General features: G+C 54.0%; 19 protein-coding genes. 9 read left to right on the plus strand and 10 right to left on the minus strand.

Going from position 1 to position 18,066, the window contains the following annotated elements:
* The first annotated feature begins 1 nt into the window (after position 1).
* Positions 2-1,420 carry an MATE family efflux transporter gene (locus ACTJI9_RS11995; protein ID WP_440808226.1) on the plus strand — a complete coding sequence of 473 codons (1,419 nt, stop codon included), beginning with the start codon at positions 2-4 and terminating at the stop codon, positions 1,418-1,420.
* Positions 1,421-1,507: 87 nt separating this feature from the next.
* Here ACTJI9_RS11995 and ACTJI9_RS12000 read toward each other — a convergent pair whose 3' ends face one another.
* From ACTJI9_RS12000 to acnA, 3 genes are all read right to left on the minus strand, one after another.
* Entirely contained in the window at positions 1,508-1,879 is a 372-nt protein-coding gene (locus ACTJI9_RS12000; RefSeq protein ID WP_115054455.1) for a DUF2794 domain-containing protein, read from the minus strand.
* Between the two features lie 379 nt (positions 1,880-2,258).
* A complete protein-coding gene (locus tag ACTJI9_RS12005) occupies positions 2,259-3,113 on the minus strand; it encodes a DUF1223 domain-containing protein (protein ID WP_307281356.1) in 855 nt (284 codons plus the stop codon).
* A 106-nt stretch (positions 3,114-3,219) separates the two neighbouring features.
* Positions 3,220-5,907 carry an aconitate hydratase AcnA gene (gene acnA / locus ACTJI9_RS12010; RefSeq protein WP_115054454.1) on the minus strand — a complete coding sequence of 896 codons (2,688 nt, stop codon included), beginning with the start codon at positions 5,905-5,907 and terminating at the stop codon, positions 3,220-3,222.
* Positions 5,908-6,190: 283 nt separating this feature from the next.
* On the opposite strand from acnA, the gene ccmA reads away from it, so the two are divergent.
* From ccmA to ACTJI9_RS12035, 5 genes are read left to right on the plus strand one after another with little or no spacing between them, the layout of a single operon-like run.
* Positions 6,191-6,799: a heme ABC exporter ATP-binding protein CcmA gene (gene ccmA, locus ACTJI9_RS12015; RefSeq protein ID WP_440808231.1), complete on the plus strand. Its 609-nt coding sequence runs from the start codon at positions 6,191-6,193 to the stop codon at positions 6,797-6,799.
* Positions 6,799-7,464, plus strand: coding sequence for a heme exporter protein CcmB (ccmB, locus tag ACTJI9_RS12020; protein WP_307281353.1), 666 nt, complete (start codon positions 6,799-6,801; stop codon positions 7,462-7,464). Before ccmA ends, ccmB begins: the two co-directional genes overlap by 1 nt.
* A gap of 47 nt (positions 7,465-7,511) precedes the next feature.
* The gene (locus ACTJI9_RS12025; protein ID WP_336440351.1) at positions 7,512-8,276 is read left to right on the plus strand and encodes a heme ABC transporter permease; all 765 of its coding nucleotides are present in this window, start codon (positions 7,512-7,514) and stop codon (positions 8,274-8,276) included.
* Positions 8,273-8,449 (plus strand): heme exporter protein CcmD, encoded by a 177-nt coding sequence (gene ccmD / locus ACTJI9_RS12030; RefSeq protein WP_307281349.1) that lies wholly within the window; start codon positions 8,273-8,275, stop codon positions 8,447-8,449. The genes ACTJI9_RS12025 and ccmD overlap by 4 nt, the downstream gene beginning before the upstream one ends.
* Positions 8,446-9,045 carry a DsbE family thiol:disulfide interchange protein gene (locus ACTJI9_RS12035; RefSeq protein ID WP_336440352.1) on the plus strand — a complete coding sequence of 200 codons (600 nt, stop codon included), beginning with the start codon at positions 8,446-8,448 and terminating at the stop codon, positions 9,043-9,045. Before ccmD ends, ACTJI9_RS12035 begins: the two co-directional genes overlap by 4 nt.
* On the opposite strand, the gene ACTJI9_RS12040 is transcribed toward ACTJI9_RS12035, so the two are convergent.
* The 7 genes from ACTJI9_RS12040 to ACTJI9_RS12070 form a co-directional block, all read right to left on the minus strand.
* The gene (locus tag ACTJI9_RS12040; RefSeq protein ID WP_337354177.1) at positions 9,042-9,458 is read right to left on the minus strand and encodes a hypothetical protein; all 417 of its coding nucleotides are present in this window, start codon (positions 9,456-9,458) and stop codon (positions 9,042-9,044) included. The two genes, ACTJI9_RS12035 and ACTJI9_RS12040, sit on opposite strands and share 4 nt — an antisense overlap.
* Positions 9,459-9,561: 103 nt before the next feature.
* The gene (locus tag ACTJI9_RS12045) at positions 9,562-10,230 is read right to left on the minus strand and encodes a septation protein A (RefSeq protein ID WP_336440354.1); all 669 of its coding nucleotides are present in this window, start codon (positions 10,228-10,230) and stop codon (positions 9,562-9,564) included.
* Complete coding sequence (ftsY, locus tag ACTJI9_RS12050; protein ID WP_440808237.1) at positions 10,230-11,726, minus strand: signal recognition particle-docking protein FtsY; 1,497 nt, start codon at positions 11,724-11,726, stop codon at positions 10,230-10,232. Before ftsY ends, ACTJI9_RS12045 begins: the two co-directional genes overlap by 1 nt.
* Positions 11,727-11,743: 17 nt before the next feature.
* Positions 11,744-13,039 carry a tRNA (N(6)-L-threonylcarbamoyladenosine(37)-C(2))-methylthiotransferase MtaB gene (gene mtaB, locus ACTJI9_RS12055; protein ID WP_440808239.1) on the minus strand — a complete coding sequence of 432 codons (1,296 nt, stop codon included), beginning with the start codon at positions 13,037-13,039 and terminating at the stop codon, positions 11,744-11,746.
* Positions 13,039-13,926: a diaminopimelate epimerase gene (gene dapF / locus ACTJI9_RS12060; RefSeq protein WP_115054782.1), complete on the minus strand. Its 888-nt coding sequence runs from the start codon at positions 13,924-13,926 to the stop codon at positions 13,039-13,041. Before dapF ends, mtaB begins: the two co-directional genes overlap by 1 nt.
* A 103-nt stretch (positions 13,927-14,029) precedes the next feature.
* Positions 14,030-15,049, minus strand: a complete 1,020-nt coding sequence (locus ACTJI9_RS12065; RefSeq protein WP_440808242.1) for an NADP-dependent oxidoreductase — start codon at positions 15,047-15,049, stop codon at positions 14,030-14,032.
* A 63-nt stretch (positions 15,050-15,112) separates the two neighbouring features.
* Positions 15,113-15,919 carry a siderophore-interacting protein gene (locus ACTJI9_RS12070; protein WP_440808245.1) on the minus strand — a complete coding sequence of 269 codons (807 nt, stop codon included), beginning with the start codon at positions 15,917-15,919 and terminating at the stop codon, positions 15,113-15,115.
* A gap of 150 nt (positions 15,920-16,069) precedes the next feature.
* Here ACTJI9_RS12070 and ACTJI9_RS12075 point away from each other — a divergent pair, with 150 nt between their 5' ends.
* From ACTJI9_RS12075 to zapE, 3 genes are read left to right on the plus strand one after another with little or no spacing between them, the layout of a single operon-like run.
* Entirely contained in the window at positions 16,070-16,267 is a 198-nt protein-coding gene (locus ACTJI9_RS12075) for a hypothetical protein (RefSeq protein ID WP_307281329.1), read from the plus strand.
* Positions 16,255-16,788 carry a protease inhibitor Inh/omp19 family protein gene (locus tag ACTJI9_RS12080; RefSeq protein ID WP_115054442.1) on the plus strand — a complete coding sequence of 178 codons (534 nt, stop codon included), beginning with the start codon at positions 16,255-16,257 and terminating at the stop codon, positions 16,786-16,788. Before ACTJI9_RS12075 ends, ACTJI9_RS12080 begins: the two co-directional genes overlap by 13 nt.
* Before the next feature lie 34 nt (positions 16,789-16,822).
* The gene (gene zapE / locus ACTJI9_RS12085; RefSeq protein WP_336440357.1) at positions 16,823-17,992 is read left to right on the plus strand and encodes a cell division protein ZapE; all 1,170 of its coding nucleotides are present in this window, start codon (positions 16,823-16,825) and stop codon (positions 17,990-17,992) included.
* Positions 17,993-18,066: the final 74 nt, after the last annotated feature.

Consider the following 18,066-nt stretch of genomic DNA (forward strand, 5'->3'; position numbering starts at 1 on the left):
GATGCCGATAAATTTCAGACAGTATAAAGAAATTCTGGATTTGGCTGCGCCCATTGCAGGTATCCAGTTTGCCCAGGTTGCCCTGACAAGCACCGATCTGCTGATGATGGGTTTCATCAGTGTTCAGGCCGTTGCAGCCGGGGGCCTTTCGCTGCTGCTTTATAACCAGCTGCGTACCATGTGCGTTGGTATGGTGACGGGGGTTGGCAATCTCATTGCTGCTTCGGTCGGACGCAGCGAGAAACGTACCGGAACATCTGCAATTGACGACGTCGCGACTGACGAAATACGCGATCTGCTGTGTGCCTCAATGTTGATTGCAACAATTGCGGCGACGATTGCCGGCGTCATATTGGTGATTTTCAGCCAAATCCTGACTTTCCTTGGCCAAGCGACTGCGGTGGCAACTTTGGCCAAGCCGATCATGCTGACCTTGGCCCCGGGCTTGCTGCCAATGCTGTGGCTAAACGTGTTGCGGCAGTTCGCGGTCGGCATGCGCCGCGCCGGTTCCTTATTGACCGTTACGATAATATCCATAGCCGTCAATGCTGGCCTGAACCTGATCTTCATCTATGGTTGGCTCGGGATACCTCCGCTTGGATTGGCTGGAATTGGCCTTGCCACCACCCTGGTTCAGGCATGGACATTTCTGGTCTATCTGAGAACCGTCCGGCGTGATGATGCGCTCAGGCCTCTGCTTGCGCTCGATGGATGGCGGGCACGCCCGGCAACATTGGCGATCATTACCCGGATGGGCCTGCCGATTACGCTGACATATGGTTCCGAAGCAGCGATCACTTCGATAGCAACGGTCTTCATGGGAACCTTCGGTCCGTTAGCATTGGCGGTTTCCAATATCGTCAATCAACTTGCCTATATTGTTTACCAGCTCAATATTGGCCTTTCGCAAGGTTCATCAATTCTTGTGAGCAGGACGGTCAGCAAGGGGCAGGCAGATCAAGTCAGCGCTATTGCACGACGAACATTCGCGATCAGCTTCAGTGCAATGGCAATTATCGGCCTTGTCTATGTGTTCCTGCCTGAAATAGTTTTGCTTCCATTTCTCGGTGGCCGGGCCGATCCATCCCTGTTCGGGGCGGCAGCCACATTATTATGGTTCGCCATTGCGCACCAATTCTTCAAAGGCTCACAGAATATCTGTGTCGGCTTGCTACGGGGGCTTGGAAAAACGAAGGTGGCCCTGTTCAATACACTTGTGGGCTACTGGCTTATCGGGATTCCCGCGATGGTGTTGTGCGCATACGGGTTCGGATGGGGCAGCTATGGCATCTGGTTCGGGTTGTGCCTTGGCTTTGGCAGTACAAGCATTCTGTTATGGTGGCGCTTTATTGCGGAGCTTAACACCGCCCGGCTGGCCATTTCTAAAAATCAGCAAGTTTTCCAGATAATATCGGGCTGATGCGCTTCAGAAAGATAAAGCCATGCGTGAGCAATGTTTCAAAGATCGCGCTTGGCAGATTTGGCATGCGCTATCGAGCGGCCTGTTCTAGCTGCGTACGATGCTCAGCGTCTTGTCAAAAATGCGCAAGACCCTGTCGAGTTCGTGCCCGCGTTTAAGAATAAGGCCGCTTGCGGCGATAACGCTATAGGCACCCTGTTTGCGTGACAGTTTCGGGTTCTTTTCAATGCGGAACATCGGGACTTCGCTGGTGCGCCGGAAAACCGAAAAGATTGCCCTGTCGGAAAGATGGTCAATGGCATAATCCCGCCATTCGCCAGCGGACACCATAAACCCATAAACACGCAAAATTTGATTGAGTTCGCGCCGGTCGAAGGTAATCGGCAAATCATTGTTTCGAACGAGGGGGATGAGTTTCGCCTGGCGCTGCGAATCGTCGCCACCTGCATTGCTTTCCATCAATCAACCGCCTTTGAATTTGTCGTGTGACACCTGGATGACAATAAGGTGACCCCATCTGGATAATTTTACAAGCTTGCAATTTTCTTGCCGCGCAAATTTTGTGAAAACAGTGCCTTCGTTTCCGCACCTCACGAACCAATACGGTGTGAAGCCAATGGTGATGATGCGACACATTCTCGCCATCTTCCTTACGCATTGCCGCCGAAATTCAAACCGAACATCCAGCTGTGTTGCCAGAGATGGTTTGATCAGGGCAGTTCGATTACCCAAGCCCCCCGCCCAAGCGGATTGTTCAGATCAGATCAATAATCTCAGTATATTTGGCAACATGCCCCAATAGCTCAGGCCGGATTTATCCGGCCTGTTTTTGTTTCAGCTATTTGGACGCCATGATTGACGCACCGATGATTGGCCCGGGCTTGCCGTCGCCAAGCATCTCTTGCAACAGCACCGCGCAACCTGAGGCCTTCTTGCTGGCAAGCTCACTCATTGGGATCTCGATCTTTTGAGCATTGCCATCCCACATGCCCACGGTTTCCATGGCACGAACGCTATTGGCATAACTCACCATACGTCCGGTATTTTCGCCGCCGGGGATAGAGACGATGCTCTCGCGATTGAAATATGCAAGGACGACACGGACAGGATTAGCCGTAACCGATCCTGAGCCTATATCAATAAGAAGCCGGTTTTTTGCAGCTTTCTCAATGGAAACCGACACTGTCAGCCCCATGGGTGTATTGCGCATATCGGCAATGCGGCGGCGAATCTTCGTTTCGTCCTGCCCATTCATATGCTCGCGTCCATTGACGATGACCTGCGGCGTATAAACGCCATTGAGACTCAAGGCTTTGCGATATTCGTTCTGGCGTTCGGTGTTTTCGGGCAAAGCAAGATTGTCGGTCCAGCCCCGATAGTCCCAGTAGTCGACATGGAAAGCCAGCGCCACAACCTTTCCTTCCCCCGCCAGTTCTTTGAGAATAGCATCGGCAGGGGGACATGAACCGCAACCTTGCGACGTATAAAGCTCGACGACGCCTTCCGGCTTGGTTCCCGCATCTTCTGCGCAGACCGGAACCACATAAGCAATCGCTGCCAAAACGGGCAGGCCGATCGCCAAGAGTTTTGAAGTGGTGCGCGTAAGCAAGATTGCGGGGCTTTCTTCGTGAAATTTATAAATCTTATCTGTCAGATTGGTTGCCAGAAGATTGATAGGAGTCCGTTCATTCAAGGGGAAGTCACTTTGAGGTGAATTCGATCACGAATACTGTACCATTCAACGATGAAGGGCCGCCGATCGCCCGGCGGCCCTTCAAAATCAATTATATGATGTCGAATCAGGCAGCCAGATCGCGCAGAACATATTGCAGGATGCCGCCATTCTTCAGATACTCCAGTTCATCGATAGTATCGATGCGGCAGATCAGAGGAACCTGCTTCACTTGACCATCAGCGAATGTCACTGTCGCAAATGTTTTCTGGCGGGGCTGGATCGTGGCAAGCCCCTCGATGGAGACAATTTCATCACCCTTCAGACCCAGTGACTGCCAGCTTGTACCTTCTTCAAGAACGAATGGGACAATGCCCATGCCGACAAGGTTCGAACGGTGGATACGCTCGAAAGACTGAGAAATAACCGCGCGAACACCGAGCAGATTTGTTCCCTTTGCCGCCCAGTCACGTGATGAGCCATTGCCATATTCCACGCCAGCGAAAATCACCAGCGGCACATTCTCGCGGCGATATTCCATTGCCGCATCATAGATCGGCATTTCTTCCTTGGTTGGATAATGGATGGTGTAACCACCTTCGCGGCCATTCTCACCCAGCATGTGATTGCGGATGCGGATATTGGCAAAAGTACCGCGCATCATCACTTCATGGTTGCCACGACGCGTGCCGTACTGGTTGAAGTCCAGCGGAGCCACGCCATGATCGGTCAGATACTGCCCGGCAGGTGAGGCGGCCTTGATGGAACCGGCCGGAGAAATATGATCGGTCGTGATCTTGTCGCCGAACAGGCCAAGAATGCGCGCACCCTTGATGTCGTTGACAATGCCCGGGGTTTTACCCATGCCGACAAAGTAAGGCGGGTTCTGCACATAGGTGGAATTGTCATCCCATGCATAGGTCTGACCGGCTGGCACTTTAACGTTCTGCCAATTTTCATCGCCCTTGAACACATCCGCATATTTTGCCGAAAAGAGCTTGCGGGTAACGTTCTTGGTGATGAATTCCTGGATTTCATGGCTGGAAGGCCAGATATCCTTGAGGAAGACAGGATTGCCATTCTGATCTTCGCCGAGCGGCTCGGTTGTCAGATCTTTGGTAACCGTTCCGGCCAAAGCGTAAGCGACAACCAGCGGCGGCGATGCAAGATAGTTAGCCTGCACGTCCGGAGATACGCGGCCTTCGAAGTTGCGGTTGCCGGAAAGAACAGCAGCAGCAATCAGACCCTTATCATTGATGGTCTTGGAGATCGGCGCAGGCAATGGACCGGAGTTGCCGATGCATGTGGTGCAACCGAAGCCGACAAGATTGAAGCCAAGCTTATCGAGTTCAACCTGCAGACCTGCGCTTTCCAGATAGGCGGCAACGACCTGCGAGCCGGGGGCGAGCGAAGTCTTGACCCAAGGCTTGGATTTCAAACCCTTGGCAACTGCGTTGCGGGCGAGGAGGCCAGCGGCAATCAGAACACTTGGATTTGACGTATTGGTGCAGGACGTGATGGCGGCAATGGCAACGTCGCCATGGCCCAGATCATAATTCTCGCCCTCGACCTGATAACGCGCATCGAGTTGTTCAGTCTTCTTGTATTCCTTCTGCAATGATTCGCGGAAGCCGGAAGCAATTCCTTCCAGCGCGATACGGCCTTCAGGACGCTTGGGACCAGCCATGGAAGGCACAACCGTGCCGAGATCCAGTTCCAGCGTATCGGTGAAGACCGGATCAGCAGAGCCCGCTTCACGCCACATGCCCTGAGCCTTTGAATAGGCTTCAACCAACGCCAGACGATCTTCGTCACGGCCAGACATATGCATATAGTTGATGGTTTCATTGTCGATCGGGAAGAAGCCGCATGTTGCGCCATATTCCGGACCCATATTGCCGATGGTGGCGCGGTCAGCCAATGTCATCGAATCAAGACCAGGGCCGAAGAACTCGACGAACTTGCCGACAACACCCTTCTTGCGCAGCATCTGAACAACGGTAAGAACCAGATCGGTTGCCGTAACGCCTTCCTTGACCTTGCCGGTCAGGCGGAAGCCGATGACTTCCGGAAGAAGCATGGAAACTGGCTGACCGAGCATGGAAGCCTCGGCTTCGATGCCGCCAACGCCCCAGCCAAGAACGCCAAGACCATTGACCATGGTGGTGTGCGAGTCCGTACCAACGCAGGTATCAGGATAAGCGACAGTCACGCCGTCTTCTTCCTTGGTCCAGACGCCTTGTGCCAGATATTCGAGGTTGACCTGATGGCAAATGCCCGTGCCGGGCGGAACAACGCGGAAGTTCTTGAATGCCTGTTGGCCCCATTTCAGGAAGCGGTAACGCTCGCCATTGCGCTCATATTCCAGATCCACATTGCGCTTGAAGGCTTGTGGATTGCCGAATTCATCGACGATGACGGAATGGTCGATAACCAGATCGACCGGGACGAGCGGATTGATCTTTTCAGGGTCACCACCAAGATTGACCATTGCATCACGCATGGCGGCAAGATCGACGACTGCTGGAACGCCGGTGAAATCCTGCATGAGAACGCGGGCAGGGCGGTAAGCAATTTCTGCCCCGGCAGAACCGCGATCAACAAGCCACTTGGCGACATTCTCAATATCTTTCTTGAAAACCGAGCGGTTGTCTTCAAAGCGAAGCAGGTTTTCAAGCAGGACTTTCATGGAGAATGGAAGGGCGGAAATGCCTTCCAGGCCGTTCTTTTCGGCTTCGGTCAAACTGAAATAAACATATTCCTTATCCCCTACGGTGAGGGTTTTACGGCATTTAAAACTATCGATCTGAGACATTTTGCGTTCGTCCTTATGCTGCGGCCTAACCCGGGACGAACGCCTTTGCCGCGTTTCAAGGACGCGCTAAGGTGCGGGTGCAGTCATTTCCGCTGTCCGTCCCAGCAAATACCGGGAAGTATTCGCTTGAGATCGGCCAAAATTGTTTCCATGCCGACCGCTGGCATGGTTGACTGGTATATAGAGTTTTTCCGCGATTTGTGCCAGACCGTAAGGCGCAAAAATACGGGCTGCGGCGAAATGGTCATTTGGTTGCGCTCAAAACAGAAAAAGCGGGTTTTTCATGCAGTTAGTGGCCAAAGGGTTGGGCGGAGAGCGGGGCGGGGAAATCTTGTTTTCTGACCTCAACTTTACCATTCAGGCTGGCGAAGCCCTACTCATCACCGGGCCAAATGGCGTCGGCAAATCGACCTTGTTGCGAATCGCGGCAGGATTGTTGCGGCCAACCGAGGGAGAAATAGTGCTGCAGAATAATCGTGAGCAATTCGAAACGTTGGGCGCGGCATGTCATTTTGTCGGGCATATGAATGCGATGAAACCCGCGCTGACGCTGGACGAAAATTTGCGGTTTTGGCAATCCTTTTATGGCGGCGGAGCGCGGCATGTGTCCGAAGCGCTTGAAATGGTGGGATTGGCCGATATCAGCCATTTGCCCTTTGGCTATCTTTCCACCGGCCAAAAACGACGCGCCAGCATAGCGCGGCTTCTTTCCAGTGACAGGCCCGTATGGCTTTTGGATGAGCCGACCGCTGGACTGGATAAGTCATCCGAAACACAGTTTTCGGCGTTGATGCAGGCTCATCTTGGCAATGGCGGTATCATCGTGGCGGCCACGCATCTGCCTCTCGGATTGCCGCATTCGCAAGAACTGACACTCGAGGCTGTTCACTGATGGGCGCATTGTTCGTGCGAGATGCCCGCCTTGGTTTACGGGCGGGCGGCGGCGCACTGGTCGGGATATTGTTTTTTCTGGCTGTGATTGCTGTCGTGCCTTTCGGCGTCGGGCCCGATCTCAAGCTCCTCGCGCGCATTGGCGCGGCCATGCTGTGGATCGGCGCACTGCTTGCAACTCTCCTTGGCCTCGACCGGCTGTTTCAGGCAGATCGTGATGATGGCTCGCTTGATCTTCTCATCATGAACTCCGAACGCCGCATGCTGGCGATCACGGTGCTGGTGAAATGCCTCGCCCATTGGACAGTGAGCGTTTTGCCGTTGGTTATTGCCGCGCCCTTGCTGGGCCTGTTCATGAACATGGAGCCGCTGGCAATTGGTGCAGTCACATTGACCCTTCTGATAGGAACGCCGGCCATCACGCTTATAGGGGCTGTCGGTGCGGCTGTTGCAGTCTCGCTGCCGCGTGGTGGACTGCTTGTTTCGGTGATTGTTCTGCCTCTTACCATTCCGGTGCTCATCTTCGGTGTATCTGCGTCCTATGGCGCAATTGAAGATCCGGCCCCATTTCTGGCACCTTTGCTTATTCTAGGTGCGATTACATTGTTCTTTGCGGTTATCGGCCCGTGGGCGGCGGCAGCTGCACTTAAATCATCCGCCGACTGACAGACTGGTGAATTGCGCAACGAAATATGAAAAGCTAAGAGATATTTATGAGCAATGTGGCATCCAAATCTGGGCGGTGGACCGATCTGGCGAACCCGACAAGGTTTTTGAACCTTGCGAGTAGCGTCTTGCCTTGGCTTGCCGGGGCAACGCTGATCACGCTTGCGATCGGTTTCTGGATGTCGATGATGGCGCCGGATGATTATCAGCAGGGCATAACCGTCAAGATCATGTTCATCCATGTGCCTTTCGCCTGGCTTTCCATGATGTGCTACACGATCATGTCGATTGCAGCGCTTGGCACGCTTGTCTGGCGTCATCCTCTGGCCGATGTTGCGGCAAAGGCAGCGGCCCCCATCGGCGCTGTTTTTACAGCTCTCGCCCTCATGACAGGTTCGCTCTGGGGCAAGCCCATGTGGGGAACATGGTGGGTTTGGGATGCGCGCCTGACTTCGGTGTTTGTGTTGTTTCTTATGTATCTTGGTGTGATTGCGCTGACGCGCGCCATGGATGATCCGGCGAGATCCGCAAGGGTCACTGCCATCCTCACGCTTGTGGGCTTCGTCAATATCCCGATCATCAAGTTTTCCGTCGATTGGTGGAATACACTTCATCAGCCAGCGTCGGTTATTCGCATGGGCGGCTCGACAATAGACCCTTCCTTGCTCTGGCCATTATTGGTTATGGCAATCGGTTTTACGCTGCTGTTCTTCACATTGCACATCATGGTCATGCGCAATGAGATATGGCGTCGCCGGGTCACTGCCATGCGGCGTATCGCAGCGCGCAGCGCAGAACGAAAGGCCCCATGATGAGCAATCATATGGCTTTCGTACTCGCTTCCTATCTTTCCGCAGGCATAGCCCTGTCAGGTTTGATCGCTTGGATTCTCCTCGACCAGCGCAACCAACTCAAAGCACTGCGCGACCTCGAAGCGCGTGGTGTCCGCCGTCGTTCAGGTTTCGGCAAAGATGGCGCATCATGAGCGAGGACGTTCAAAGGCAATCGATGCCTCGCAAGCGCAACCCAATCTTCGTTTTTCTGCCCTTGATCCTGTTTATCATTCTTGCGGCTATCTTTGCTTTGCAGCTTGCTTCGGGCCGCGATGAATCTGTCATCCCTTCCGCATTGTTAGGCAAGCCAGCACCGAATGTTTCGCTGCCAGCGGTTGCGGGACTCATGAAGGATGGCCAAGCTGTTCCAGGCCTTGATCCGTCCAAGTTCAAAGGTCAGGTCACGCTGGTCAATATATTCGGCTCGTGGTGTCTGCCCTGCCGTCAGGAGCACCCGCTGTTGATGAAGCTGGCACAGGACAAGCGGATTGTGCTGACTGGCCTCAATTATAAAGACAAGCCGGAAAACGCAGTCGGATTTCTTGAGGATCTCGGTAATCCCTATGGGGCAATTGGTGCCGATCTCAATGGCCGCGCGGCAATCGAGTGGGGCGTGTACGGTGTGCCGGAGACATTCCTGGTCGGACGCGACGGGGTCATTGCCTACAAGCATGTCGGACCATTTTCTGAAGAGACGATCCGTACAGATTTGATGCCTGCTATAGAGGCCGCGCTAAAGTCGAATTAGAGCGAGGCGTAGTGCCTTGCCCAATCCACCGCACGGCCTGCCGCCGTAGCAGTGCCTTCGACCGCCTCAATCAAAGGTACTCTGATCAGTCGGTAGCCTAAAGAGCGCTTTTCAATAAGGACGGGCTCTTCGACTGATGTTCCCATGGCAATGATTTCAACAGGGCGGTCAAGGATCGGCGCTGGCACTTTGAACGAATGGCCCGCGATCATCGGGCTTTGCTGCGCTGAAGCAGCACAGGTCGCCGTAATCAACGGGTAATCAACCTTGCCCGCCTTTCGGATCTGTGCCTCCAGATCAGCGCGGCAAGTCTCCATGTTGCTCCAGCCCGTATCTGCTGTCTTGATATATTCGCAGACCTTGGCATCGCAGTCGCAACCCATCAGAGTCATGACGATGAGGGCGGTTTTCATGGAGGTTGTCTTTCTCAAGAATCATTGATGATTGGTGATTCTTGAGCTTTGATAGCGGCGGGATTTCGTCGCGATCAGGCGGAAATTGTGACCGTTTGTGGCGTCATGTTTTCTTGTTGGCCGCCTTTTCATTGGTTAGCGATTCGGTCGAATATTTCATGATCAGCGGCATTTGCGCGAAGGTGAAAAGCAGGGTGATCGGCATTGTGCCCCATACCTTGAACGCCACCCAGAAATCTGTCGAAAAGCTGCGCCAAACCACTTCGTTCAGCACTGCAAGAAAGAGAAAGAAAATACCCCAGCGTAGAGTCAGTTTACGCCAGCCTTCAGCATTGAGTTTGAAGGCACTGTCAAAAACATAGCCCAAAAGCGCTTTACCGAAATATAACCCGCCAAGCAGAATGATGCCAAACAGAGCATTGACGATTGTCGGCTTCATTTTGATGAAAGTCTCATTGTGCAACCAGAGCGTCAGCGCGCCAAATATCAATACGACGATGCCGGAAATGAGTGGCATGATCGGCAGGCTTCGGGTCAGGACCCAGGATACTCCGAGGGCAATAAAGGTTGCAGCCATGAATAGGGCAGTGGCGACGAAGATCGGTTCGCCAATATTTGACAAGACCGGAAACCGCTCCAACAGCCATTCACCTTTTGCATTGGCAAAAAAGAAGATCATCAGCGGGCCCATTTCCAGCGCCAGTTTCAGCAATGGATTGACCTGTTTGTGTGCGGGATCGGATGGATCGCGCTCGAAAATCGGTTCGTTCATCATGCAACTCCAGCAATGGCTTTGGCAAAATCGCTTGCCGCAAATGGCTCAAGGTCATCGACCTGCTCGCCTACGCCAATAAAATAGACCGGCAATTTATGCTTTGCCGAGATGGCGACAAGAATGCCGCCGCGTGCCGTGCCATCAAGCTTGGTCATGACCAATCCGTTGACACCCGCGATGTTCCGGAAAATTTCAACCTGGTTAAGCGCATTCTGGCCGGTCGTCGCATCGAGTGTCTGCAGAACCGTGTGCGGCGCTTCAGGATCATGCTTGCCGAGAACGCGCACGATTTTGGCCAGTTCTTCCATCAGTTCTACGCGGTTTTGCAAACGACCGGCGGTGTCGATGATCAGAACATCACTTCCCGCTTCCTTGGCCTGCTTCCACGCGTCAAAGGCAAGTCCGGCAGCGTCGGCACCAAGCTTGCTGGAGACGACCGGCGCGCCAGTGCGCTTGCCCCAAATATGCAATTGTTCGATTGCTGCCGCTCGGAACGTGTCGCCTGCAGCCAGCATGACATTCAGACCACCGGCTGTCAGCTTTGCGGCGAGCTTGCCGATTGTCGTGGTCTTGCCGGTGCCATTGACACCGACAACCAAAATGACGTGCGGCTTGTGCGAAAGATCCAGTTCCAGCGGTTTTGCAACTGGTCCAAGCACCCTCTCGATTTCCGTTGCCATGATACTACGCACTTCATCAGTGCTGATATCCTTGCCGTAGCGTGTGGCGCTCAAAGCACCTGTAATCCTGATCGCCGTTTCCATCCCGAGATCGGCCTGGATCAGGACGTCTTCAAGGTCTTGCAACGTATCTTCATCGAGCTTGCGCCTTGTGAAGATACCACCAATAGAATCGCCAAGTTGTTGCGAGGAACGCGATAGCCCTTTGCGAAGGCGTTCAAACCAGCTGATGCGTTTTTCCGGTTCTACCGGTTGTGGTTCTTCGTCCTGCTTTTCCTGAACAGTCTTTGACACCGTAACTTTCTTGACCAGCGGCTTGGGTGTCGCGGGCATGTCTTCGGGTGCCACGACAACGGGCGTTTCAATTACCGCTTCCGGCTCAGAAATAATCTCCGGCGCTGTTTCGGGAGCAAACTCGGGTTCAGGCTGAAGCTCCGGTTCTGGTTCAATCTGCTCTTCCTGCAGTACTTTGATCTCAACCGGAGCAACGGTTTCGATGATCGCCTGTTCGAGAGGTTCCGTTGACTCGATATCTGCTTGCGGGATGATCTCGGGCTCAGGTTCCGACAGAATTTCAGGTTCGGGCAGGGTGTCTTCAACAAGCGCCGCAGACTCTACGGGCGCATCAGACTCTTCAACCTCGATGACAGAAGTCTCTTCTCCAACAGGCAATGTTTCCTGCGCAGCAGTATCTTCATAGGTCTGCTCAACCGTTTCGGTCTTATCCGACTCAATAAGAGGAATATCGACAGGGGTTTCCTCAACCTCCTTCTTGCCGAATGAAAATATTTTCTTGATAAAACCCAGAGCCATGAATGCTGCTTTACTTTTTATGCCGCGTGGCGATTGCTGCCATTGTCACTGGCGTTGGCCAACAGTTTGTCACCATCATGCCCTGTTATAGTCCGCTCGATGATGGTTCCTGCCGCATCGGCATCAACACCGACAAGTGTAAAACCTTCCGTGCGGCCAATACCTTCGCGTTCAACGAGAATTTTCTGACGCGTTCCAACAAGGCTGTTCAGATGTTTATCATAAGCCGCATTCCCGGCAGCCCTTAGCCGCGCAGCACGGTCCTTGATTATCTTGCGATTCATTTGTGGCATGCGCGCGGCAGGTGTTCCTTCGCGCGGGCTGAAAGGAAAGACATGAAGATTTGTCAGGCCGCATTCTTCAACGATGCGGATCGAGTTTTCGAACATCTCTTCTGTTTCCGTCGGGAAACCCGCGATGATATCGGCGCCAAACACGATATCCGGCCTGATACTGCGCACAGTTTCGCAGAACGTGATGGAATTTTCGCGCGAATGCCGACGCTTCATCCGCTTCAGGATCATATTATCACCGGATTGAAGCGAGAGATGCAGATGCGGCATCAACCGGCTTTCTGTGGCCAATGCTTCCATCAAATCCTCATCGGCCTCGATGGAATCAATGGAAGAAAGGCGCAGGCGCTGCAAATCCGGCACCTCCTTCAGGACGGTCTTTACCAGCTTGCCAAGGCGCAGATTGCCGGGAAGATCCGGGCCATAGCTGGTCATGTCGACGCCGGTCAGGACCACTTCATGATAGCCATTGCCGACAAGCCGCTTGACTTGTTCGATCACACCGCCCATCGGTACTGATCGAGAATTGCCCCGGCCATAGGGAATAATGCAGAAGGTGCAGCGATGGTCACAGCCATTTTGCACTTGTACAAAGGCCCGTGCGCGCCCTTCAATGGCATCAACCATGTGTGACGCGGTTTCGCGCACTTCCATGATGTCGTTAACCCGCACTTTTTCAAACTGGTTGACGCCAAAATCAGGCAGCATGCGATATGAGTTAGATTTGAGCTTTTCCTCATTGCCGAGGACGAGATCAACCTCATCCATGGCGGCGAAATCATCGGCCCCGGTTTGCGCCGCGCAACCCGTCACGATGATCCGGGCAGCCGGGTTGTCGCGCCGTGCCTTGCGGATTGCCTGCCGCGCCTGCCGCACCGCTTCGCTGGTTACGGCACAGGTGTTGAAAATAATCGCGCCATTTTCAAGCGTACCAAGACCGGCAGCATCGGCTTCCCGCTTCATCACCTCGGATTCATAGGTGTTAAGACGACAGCCGAAGGTAACGACGTCCACAGCCATCAGGCCGCTCCCTGTGCGTCTTCGCTACGTGCCCAGTTGCCATTTTGAGGATCGAGAGAGCCTGAAAATTCCCACTCGGCTGGCCCTGTCATCAGGACATGATCGTTTTCCAGCCACTCAATAACCAACGGGCCGCCTGGCACAGTTACAGTTACGGCACGGTCTGTCCGGTCGGTGCGCGCCGCCGATACACCGGCGGCACATGCGGCAGAACCGCAGGCGCGTGTAATGCCCGCACCACGCTCCCATGTGCGCAGCGTTATTGCGTTACGGCTCGTTACGTGAGCGATCGAAATATTGGCCCGTTCCGGAAACATGGGGTGGTTTTCGAGCATTGGACCAAAGCGTTCCAGATCATAATTCCAGACATCCTGATCGACCCAGAAAATGGCATGTGGATTGCCCATGCTGACAACGGAAGGCGAATGCAAGACCGGCGCATCGATAGGCCCGATCTGCAATTCGATCTTACGCGTGTCGTGGAAGGGTTCGGAGAGCGGGATTTCTTGCCATTCAAAGTGCGGCCTTCCCATATCGACGGAAATCTGGCCGTCCGGGTGCTCGCTTGCGGTCAGAATTCCCGCGATTGTCTCGAAGGAGAATTCGCGCTTGCCCGTCTGGGCGCTGAGCGCCTGCACGACGCAGCGCATACCATTGCCGCAGGTTTGTGCATGAGTACCATCAGAATTGATGATCTCGACATAAGCATCCGTGCCATCGCTGTGGGGAGAATGGATCGCCATGATTTGATCGAACTTGGTTGCAGGATCGCGATCAAGCGCTATCGCCGCTTGCGGTGTAATTCTGTCCGCACGTCCACGCATGTCGGCAACGATAATTTCATTGCCAAGCCCGTTCATCTTCGCGAAGGGTGCGCGCGTGATCATGCCGTCTGGTCCTGCCATCAGTTTTCGTGTCTATCGGGTCTATATGGCGGAAAAGGTGAAGAAATGCCAGTCCCTGCAAGCATTGGCGGCGCGCATCATTTGCTCAATCTGTCACATGGATAACCAGTTTTCCGAAATTGTGCCCCTGAAGCAGTCCCATAAAGGCTTCTGGCGCATTGGCGAGGCCCTCGACAATATCCTCGCGATACTTCACCTCACCGCTCTGCAGCCACTTTCCCATATCTTCAGTGAAGGCTGGGCGCTGATCCACGAACTCCCGCTGTATGAAACCGCGTATCAGGAGGCTCTTCTTCAGGACATCGCGCATGAGATGGGGGAGACGGTCCTTACCGGACGTATCAAGGCCATCATATTGGGCGATGAGGCCGCAAACCGGTATGCGAGCAAACGTATTCAGCAGCGGAAAGACAGCGTCCCAGACAGCGCCGCCGACATTCTCGAAATAGACGTCAATTCCATCCGGGCATGCCAGCTTTAACTGTTCGGAAAAGTCAGGCGAGTGGTGGTCTATTGCTGCTTCGAAGCCAAGTTCATCCCTGATGAAAGCGCATTTTTCTGGGCCACCTGCAATGCCTATGGCACGCGCTCCTTTTAGCCTTGCAATCTGGCCGACAGTGGAGCCGACCGGACCACTGGCAGCCGCAACGACAACGGTTTCGCCGGGTTTCGGCTGGCCAATCGTGAGTAAGCCCGTATAAGCCGTAAAGCCCGGCATGCCGAGGATGCCAACGGCGGTTGAAAGTGGTGCGACTTCAGGGTCGAGCTTACGCAAACCGCTGCCGTCGGAAATCGCATAGCTTTGCCAGCCAGAATGCGAAAGAACAAAATCTCCATTTTTATAGCCGGGATGCCTGCTTTCAATAACCTCCGCTACGGTGCCGCCCTCCATCACAGCATCTATCGCGACAGGGGCTGCATAGGATTTTGCATCATCCATCCGGCCGCGCATATAAGGATCGAGCGACAGATAGAGGATTTTGAGTAGCACTTCGCCATCACGGGGCGTTGGGATCGCGGCTTCTTCTATCCGGAAGTTCCCAGGTTTGACCCGCCCCTCAGGGCGAGAGGCGAGAACGATACGGGTATTCGTTGGCTGTGACATGACTGCTCCCATGAGTTGCAGACGAGCCTAACTGACCCGTTTCAACGTCGCAACGTCAAGAGATCAATGCGGCTCGTGCGCGTCTGCAACGCCGCGCAGCCAATAGCCCGCTGCTTTTACCCATTCGCCGTTCAGGCCACGATGCTCAACCAGATATTGGCGTATTGCTTTTGAAGCGATGCTTTCGCTGGCTATGAAAGCATAGCAATCGCCGCTTGGCAGATCGAGCGTCTCAATTTTCCGTAGCAGTAGATCATTATTCCCGGCTTCAGCGCCATTGCGATGAACCCAGATGATCTCGGCATTTGCGTCGGTGTTGATCGATTGCTCTTCTTCCTTACCGGCCACTTCTATGACTGCGATGGCACGGGATGAAGCAGGGAGTTCTTCCAACCGGCGGCTGATTGCAGGGAGCGCAGTCTCGTCTCCCGCCAGAAAATACCAGTCGAAGGCATCGGAAACAATCATCGAGCCTCGGGGCCCGCCGATCACGAGCTTCTGTCCAATAGCAGCCTGGGCAGCCCAGCTTGAGGCTGGCCCATCCCCATGCAGGACGAAATCGACATCAAGCGTGTTGGTGGCGGGGTGATAATTGCGCGGTGTATAATCGCGCATTTGCGGTCGTGGTTTGCCTTCCGGGAAGGTAACGCCATCGGGGCCAAGTGTCGGCAATACAGGCTCTTCACCAGGCGGCGAAAAGAAAATCTTGATGTGATCGCCATATCCGGGGCTGGTAAAACCTTCGAGTTGATCTCCAGCAAGGGTGACGCGCAACATGAGCGGCGTCAAATGCCTCACAGCTTGAACCTCAAGCACGCGAAGGCGGGTTTCGTGACGAATTCTCTGGGGTGTTTTATTTATGACTGACATTGTCAAGAAATACGTCGGCACTTGTGGAAGTTCAATGGGTTTGGGCTTTAAATTTTGGTCGCAGCTTCGCACGACATAATAAGACTTTATTCACCTTGAAATGCTTAAACTGGGTAATGCGACTCAACTGACCGAAAGGCTGGCGCGGTCATGTGTGGCGATATTGTCATTCCGGCCAGCTTTTGGGTGCATTTGCCAATGGAAATGCCGTTGAACGGTGGTTTTTTTGGTATTTGGGTTGAGAATTTCGGCCAGATGGCCATTGTATCATGGTTAATCACAGGGGAATGGGTTGGTATTCCCGAATCAGATTATGCAGATGGAGAACTGAGGTTATGGGAACTTTGAAGGTCAATTTGCTGACCGTTGCCGCTGTTGGCATGGTGTTGGCCGGATGCCAGAGTTCGCGGATGGAACCGATGGATTCGGGACCAGCACCGTTGCAAGCGGCTCCTTCCGGCTCTGTCAGGCAGAGCCAGCTTCCACCGCCCGGCGGCAATCAGTTTCCGACGGCGCCAACCACTGCTGGCGCGGCTCCAAGCGCTCAACCCAATACGCAAGTGGCATCGTTGCCGCCTGAAAACGCGCCTGACCTTACCGCTGGCAGCGTGGCCGGTGTATGGAATGCGAGTATGGGCGGTCAGAGCTGCAAGATTGCGACTCCGCAGACAAAATTTGGCCAGGGTTATCGCGCCGGTCCGCTTCGTTGCCCCGGCGAGCTAGCAACGCTGTCCTCGTGGGCAGTCAGTGGCAAGCAGCTTACCCTGTATGATGCAGCAGGCGGTACTGTGGCGCGGCTTTATTCGTCAGGTGGGTCAAAGTTTGACGGTCAGACATCCGGTGGACAGAACCTGACGCTCTCGCGCTAAAAACAAGGCGCGGCCTTGAGAGACTGCTTCCCGCATGTCGCATGATAATCTGAAAGTGTTTCCCTCGGTGAACGAGCGCTACCAGGCGCTCGTTCAGTCGGGGGAGCTTGATATGGACCCCGCGCAACAGCAGCTGGCCTTGCGTTTCGACCGGCTTATCCGCGATGTCGCAACGAAGCGTCTTGCGACGAAATCCAGTGCCCTGGGTTGGCTTTTCAGTCGGAAATCCCCGCGCAACGAGATCGTCAAGGGCCTTTATATTTACGGTGAAGTTGGACGGGGCAAAACCATGCTCATGGACATGTTTCATCAACTTGTCCCGGTAAAACGCAAGCGCCGTGCCCATTTTCTCGATTTTATGGCCGATGTTCACGAGCGTATCAATGCGCATCGCAAGGCTCTCAAGAACGGCGAAACAAAACAGGAGGATCCGATACCGCCTGTTGCCGACGCTCTGGCTGAACAATCATGGGTGCTCTGTTTCGATGAGTTCACGGTTACGGATATTGCCGATGCCATGATCCTGTCGCGCCTGTTTCGAGCCTTGTTCGAACGCGGCGTTGTCCTTGTTGCCACCTCTAACGTTTTGCCCGATAACCTTTATCGCGACGGGCTCAATCGCCAGCTGTTCCTGCCGTTCATTGATTTGCTAAAAACCCATGTGGACGTCATCAATCTGGATGCGCGCACCGATTACCGGCTGGAGAAGCTTAATCGCATGCCGGTTTATCTTTCCCCTCTGAACGATGAATCGAATCGTTTGATGGATGAGGCATGGCACGCAGCCACCGAAGGCGCGACAGTCGCGTCCGACAGCGTGACGGTAAAGGGCCGCTCGGTGGTTATACCGAAGGCCGGCAGCAACGCGGCACGATTTACCTTTGCTGATCTCTGCTCCAAACCGCTCGGGGCGGCGGACTACGTAGCCATCATCCAACGATACAAGACGATTTTCATCGACGCGGTGCCTGTGCTCGATCACGCGCGCAGGAATGAGGCCAAGCGTTTCATTATCCTTATCGATATTCTCTATGACAATCACGTGCACATCGTGATCTCAGCCGCCGCTTCTCCCGATAAACTTTATGTCGCCAACCGCGGAACTGAGGCTTTTGAATTTGACCGCACCGCATCACGGCTGTTCGAAATGCAAAGCGAAGAGTATCTTGAAGGTGCCGCCCGCCCAACGGCCGCAGCTTCATGAGACTGATACTTTTGGCGTGTAAAGAGACTCTCGAAATAGCTCAAAATGCTAAATCTGATTGACGTTTACGTAAG

Source organism: Phyllobacterium sp. 22552 (assembly GCF_052044585.1).
Taxonomy (GTDB): domain Bacteria; phylum Pseudomonadota; class Alphaproteobacteria; order Rhizobiales; family Rhizobiaceae; genus Phyllobacterium; species Phyllobacterium ifriqiyense.

What these genes read in the sequence shown, in the direction of transcription:
- ACTJI9_RS11995 (WP_440808226.1), top strand. Translation starts at nt 2, where the DNA reads ATGCCGATAAATTTCAGACAGTATAAAGAAATTCTGGATTTGGCTGCG.
- ACTJI9_RS12000 (WP_115054455.1), bottom strand. Translation starts at nt 1,879, where the DNA reads ATGGAAAGCAATGCAGGTGGCGACGATTCGCAGCGCCAGGCGAAACTC.
- acnA (WP_115054454.1), bottom strand. Translation starts at nt 5,907, where the DNA reads ATGTCTCAGATCGATAGTTTTAAATGCCGTAAAACCCTCACCGTAGGG.
- ccmA (WP_440808231.1), top strand. Translation starts at nt 6,191, where the DNA reads ATGCAGTTAGTGGCCAAAGGGTTGGGCGGAGAGCGGGGCGGGGAAATC.
- ccmB (WP_307281353.1), top strand. Translation starts at nt 6,799, where the DNA reads ATGGGCGCATTGTTCGTGCGAGATGCCCGCCTTGGTTTACGGGCGGGC.
- ACTJI9_RS12025 (WP_336440351.1), top strand. Translation starts at nt 7,512, where the DNA reads ATGAGCAATGTGGCATCCAAATCTGGGCGGTGGACCGATCTGGCGAAC.
- ccmD (WP_307281349.1), top strand. Translation starts at nt 8,273, where the DNA reads ATGATGAGCAATCATATGGCTTTCGTACTCGCTTCCTATCTTTCCGCA.
- ACTJI9_RS12035 (WP_336440352.1), top strand. Translation starts at nt 8,446, where the DNA reads ATGAGCGAGGACGTTCAAAGGCAATCGATGCCTCGCAAGCGCAACCCA.
- ACTJI9_RS12040 (WP_337354177.1), bottom strand. Translation starts at nt 9,458, where the DNA reads ATGAAAACCGCCCTCATCGTCATGACTCTGATGGGTTGCGACTGCGAT.
- ACTJI9_RS12045 (WP_336440354.1), bottom strand. Translation starts at nt 10,230, where the DNA reads ATGAACGAACCGATTTTCGAGCGCGATCCATCCGATCCCGCACACAAA.
- ftsY (WP_440808237.1), bottom strand. Translation starts at nt 11,726, where the DNA reads ATGGCTCTGGGTTTTATCAAGAAAATATTTTCATTCGGCAAGAAGGAG.
- mtaB (WP_440808239.1), bottom strand. Translation starts at nt 13,039, where the DNA reads ATGGCTGTGGACGTCGTTACCTTCGGCTGTCGTCTTAACACCTATGAA.
- dapF (WP_115054782.1), bottom strand. Translation starts at nt 13,926, where the DNA reads ATGATCACGCGCGCACCCTTCGCGAAGATGAACGGGCTTGGCAATGAA.
- ACTJI9_RS12065 (WP_440808242.1), bottom strand. Translation starts at nt 15,049, where the DNA reads ATGTCACAGCCAACGAATACCCGTATCGTTCTCGCCTCTCGCCCTGAG.
- ACTJI9_RS12070 (WP_440808245.1), bottom strand. Translation starts at nt 15,919, where the DNA reads ATGTCAGTCATAAATAAAACACCCCAGAGAATTCGTCACGAAACCCGC.
- ACTJI9_RS12075 (WP_307281329.1), top strand. Translation starts at nt 16,070, where the DNA reads ATGTGTGGCGATATTGTCATTCCGGCCAGCTTTTGGGTGCATTTGCCA.
- ACTJI9_RS12080 (WP_115054442.1), top strand. Translation starts at nt 16,255, where the DNA reads ATGGGAACTTTGAAGGTCAATTTGCTGACCGTTGCCGCTGTTGGCATG.
- zapE (WP_336440357.1), top strand. Translation starts at nt 16,823, where the DNA reads ATGTCGCATGATAATCTGAAAGTGTTTCCCTCGGTGAACGAGCGCTAC.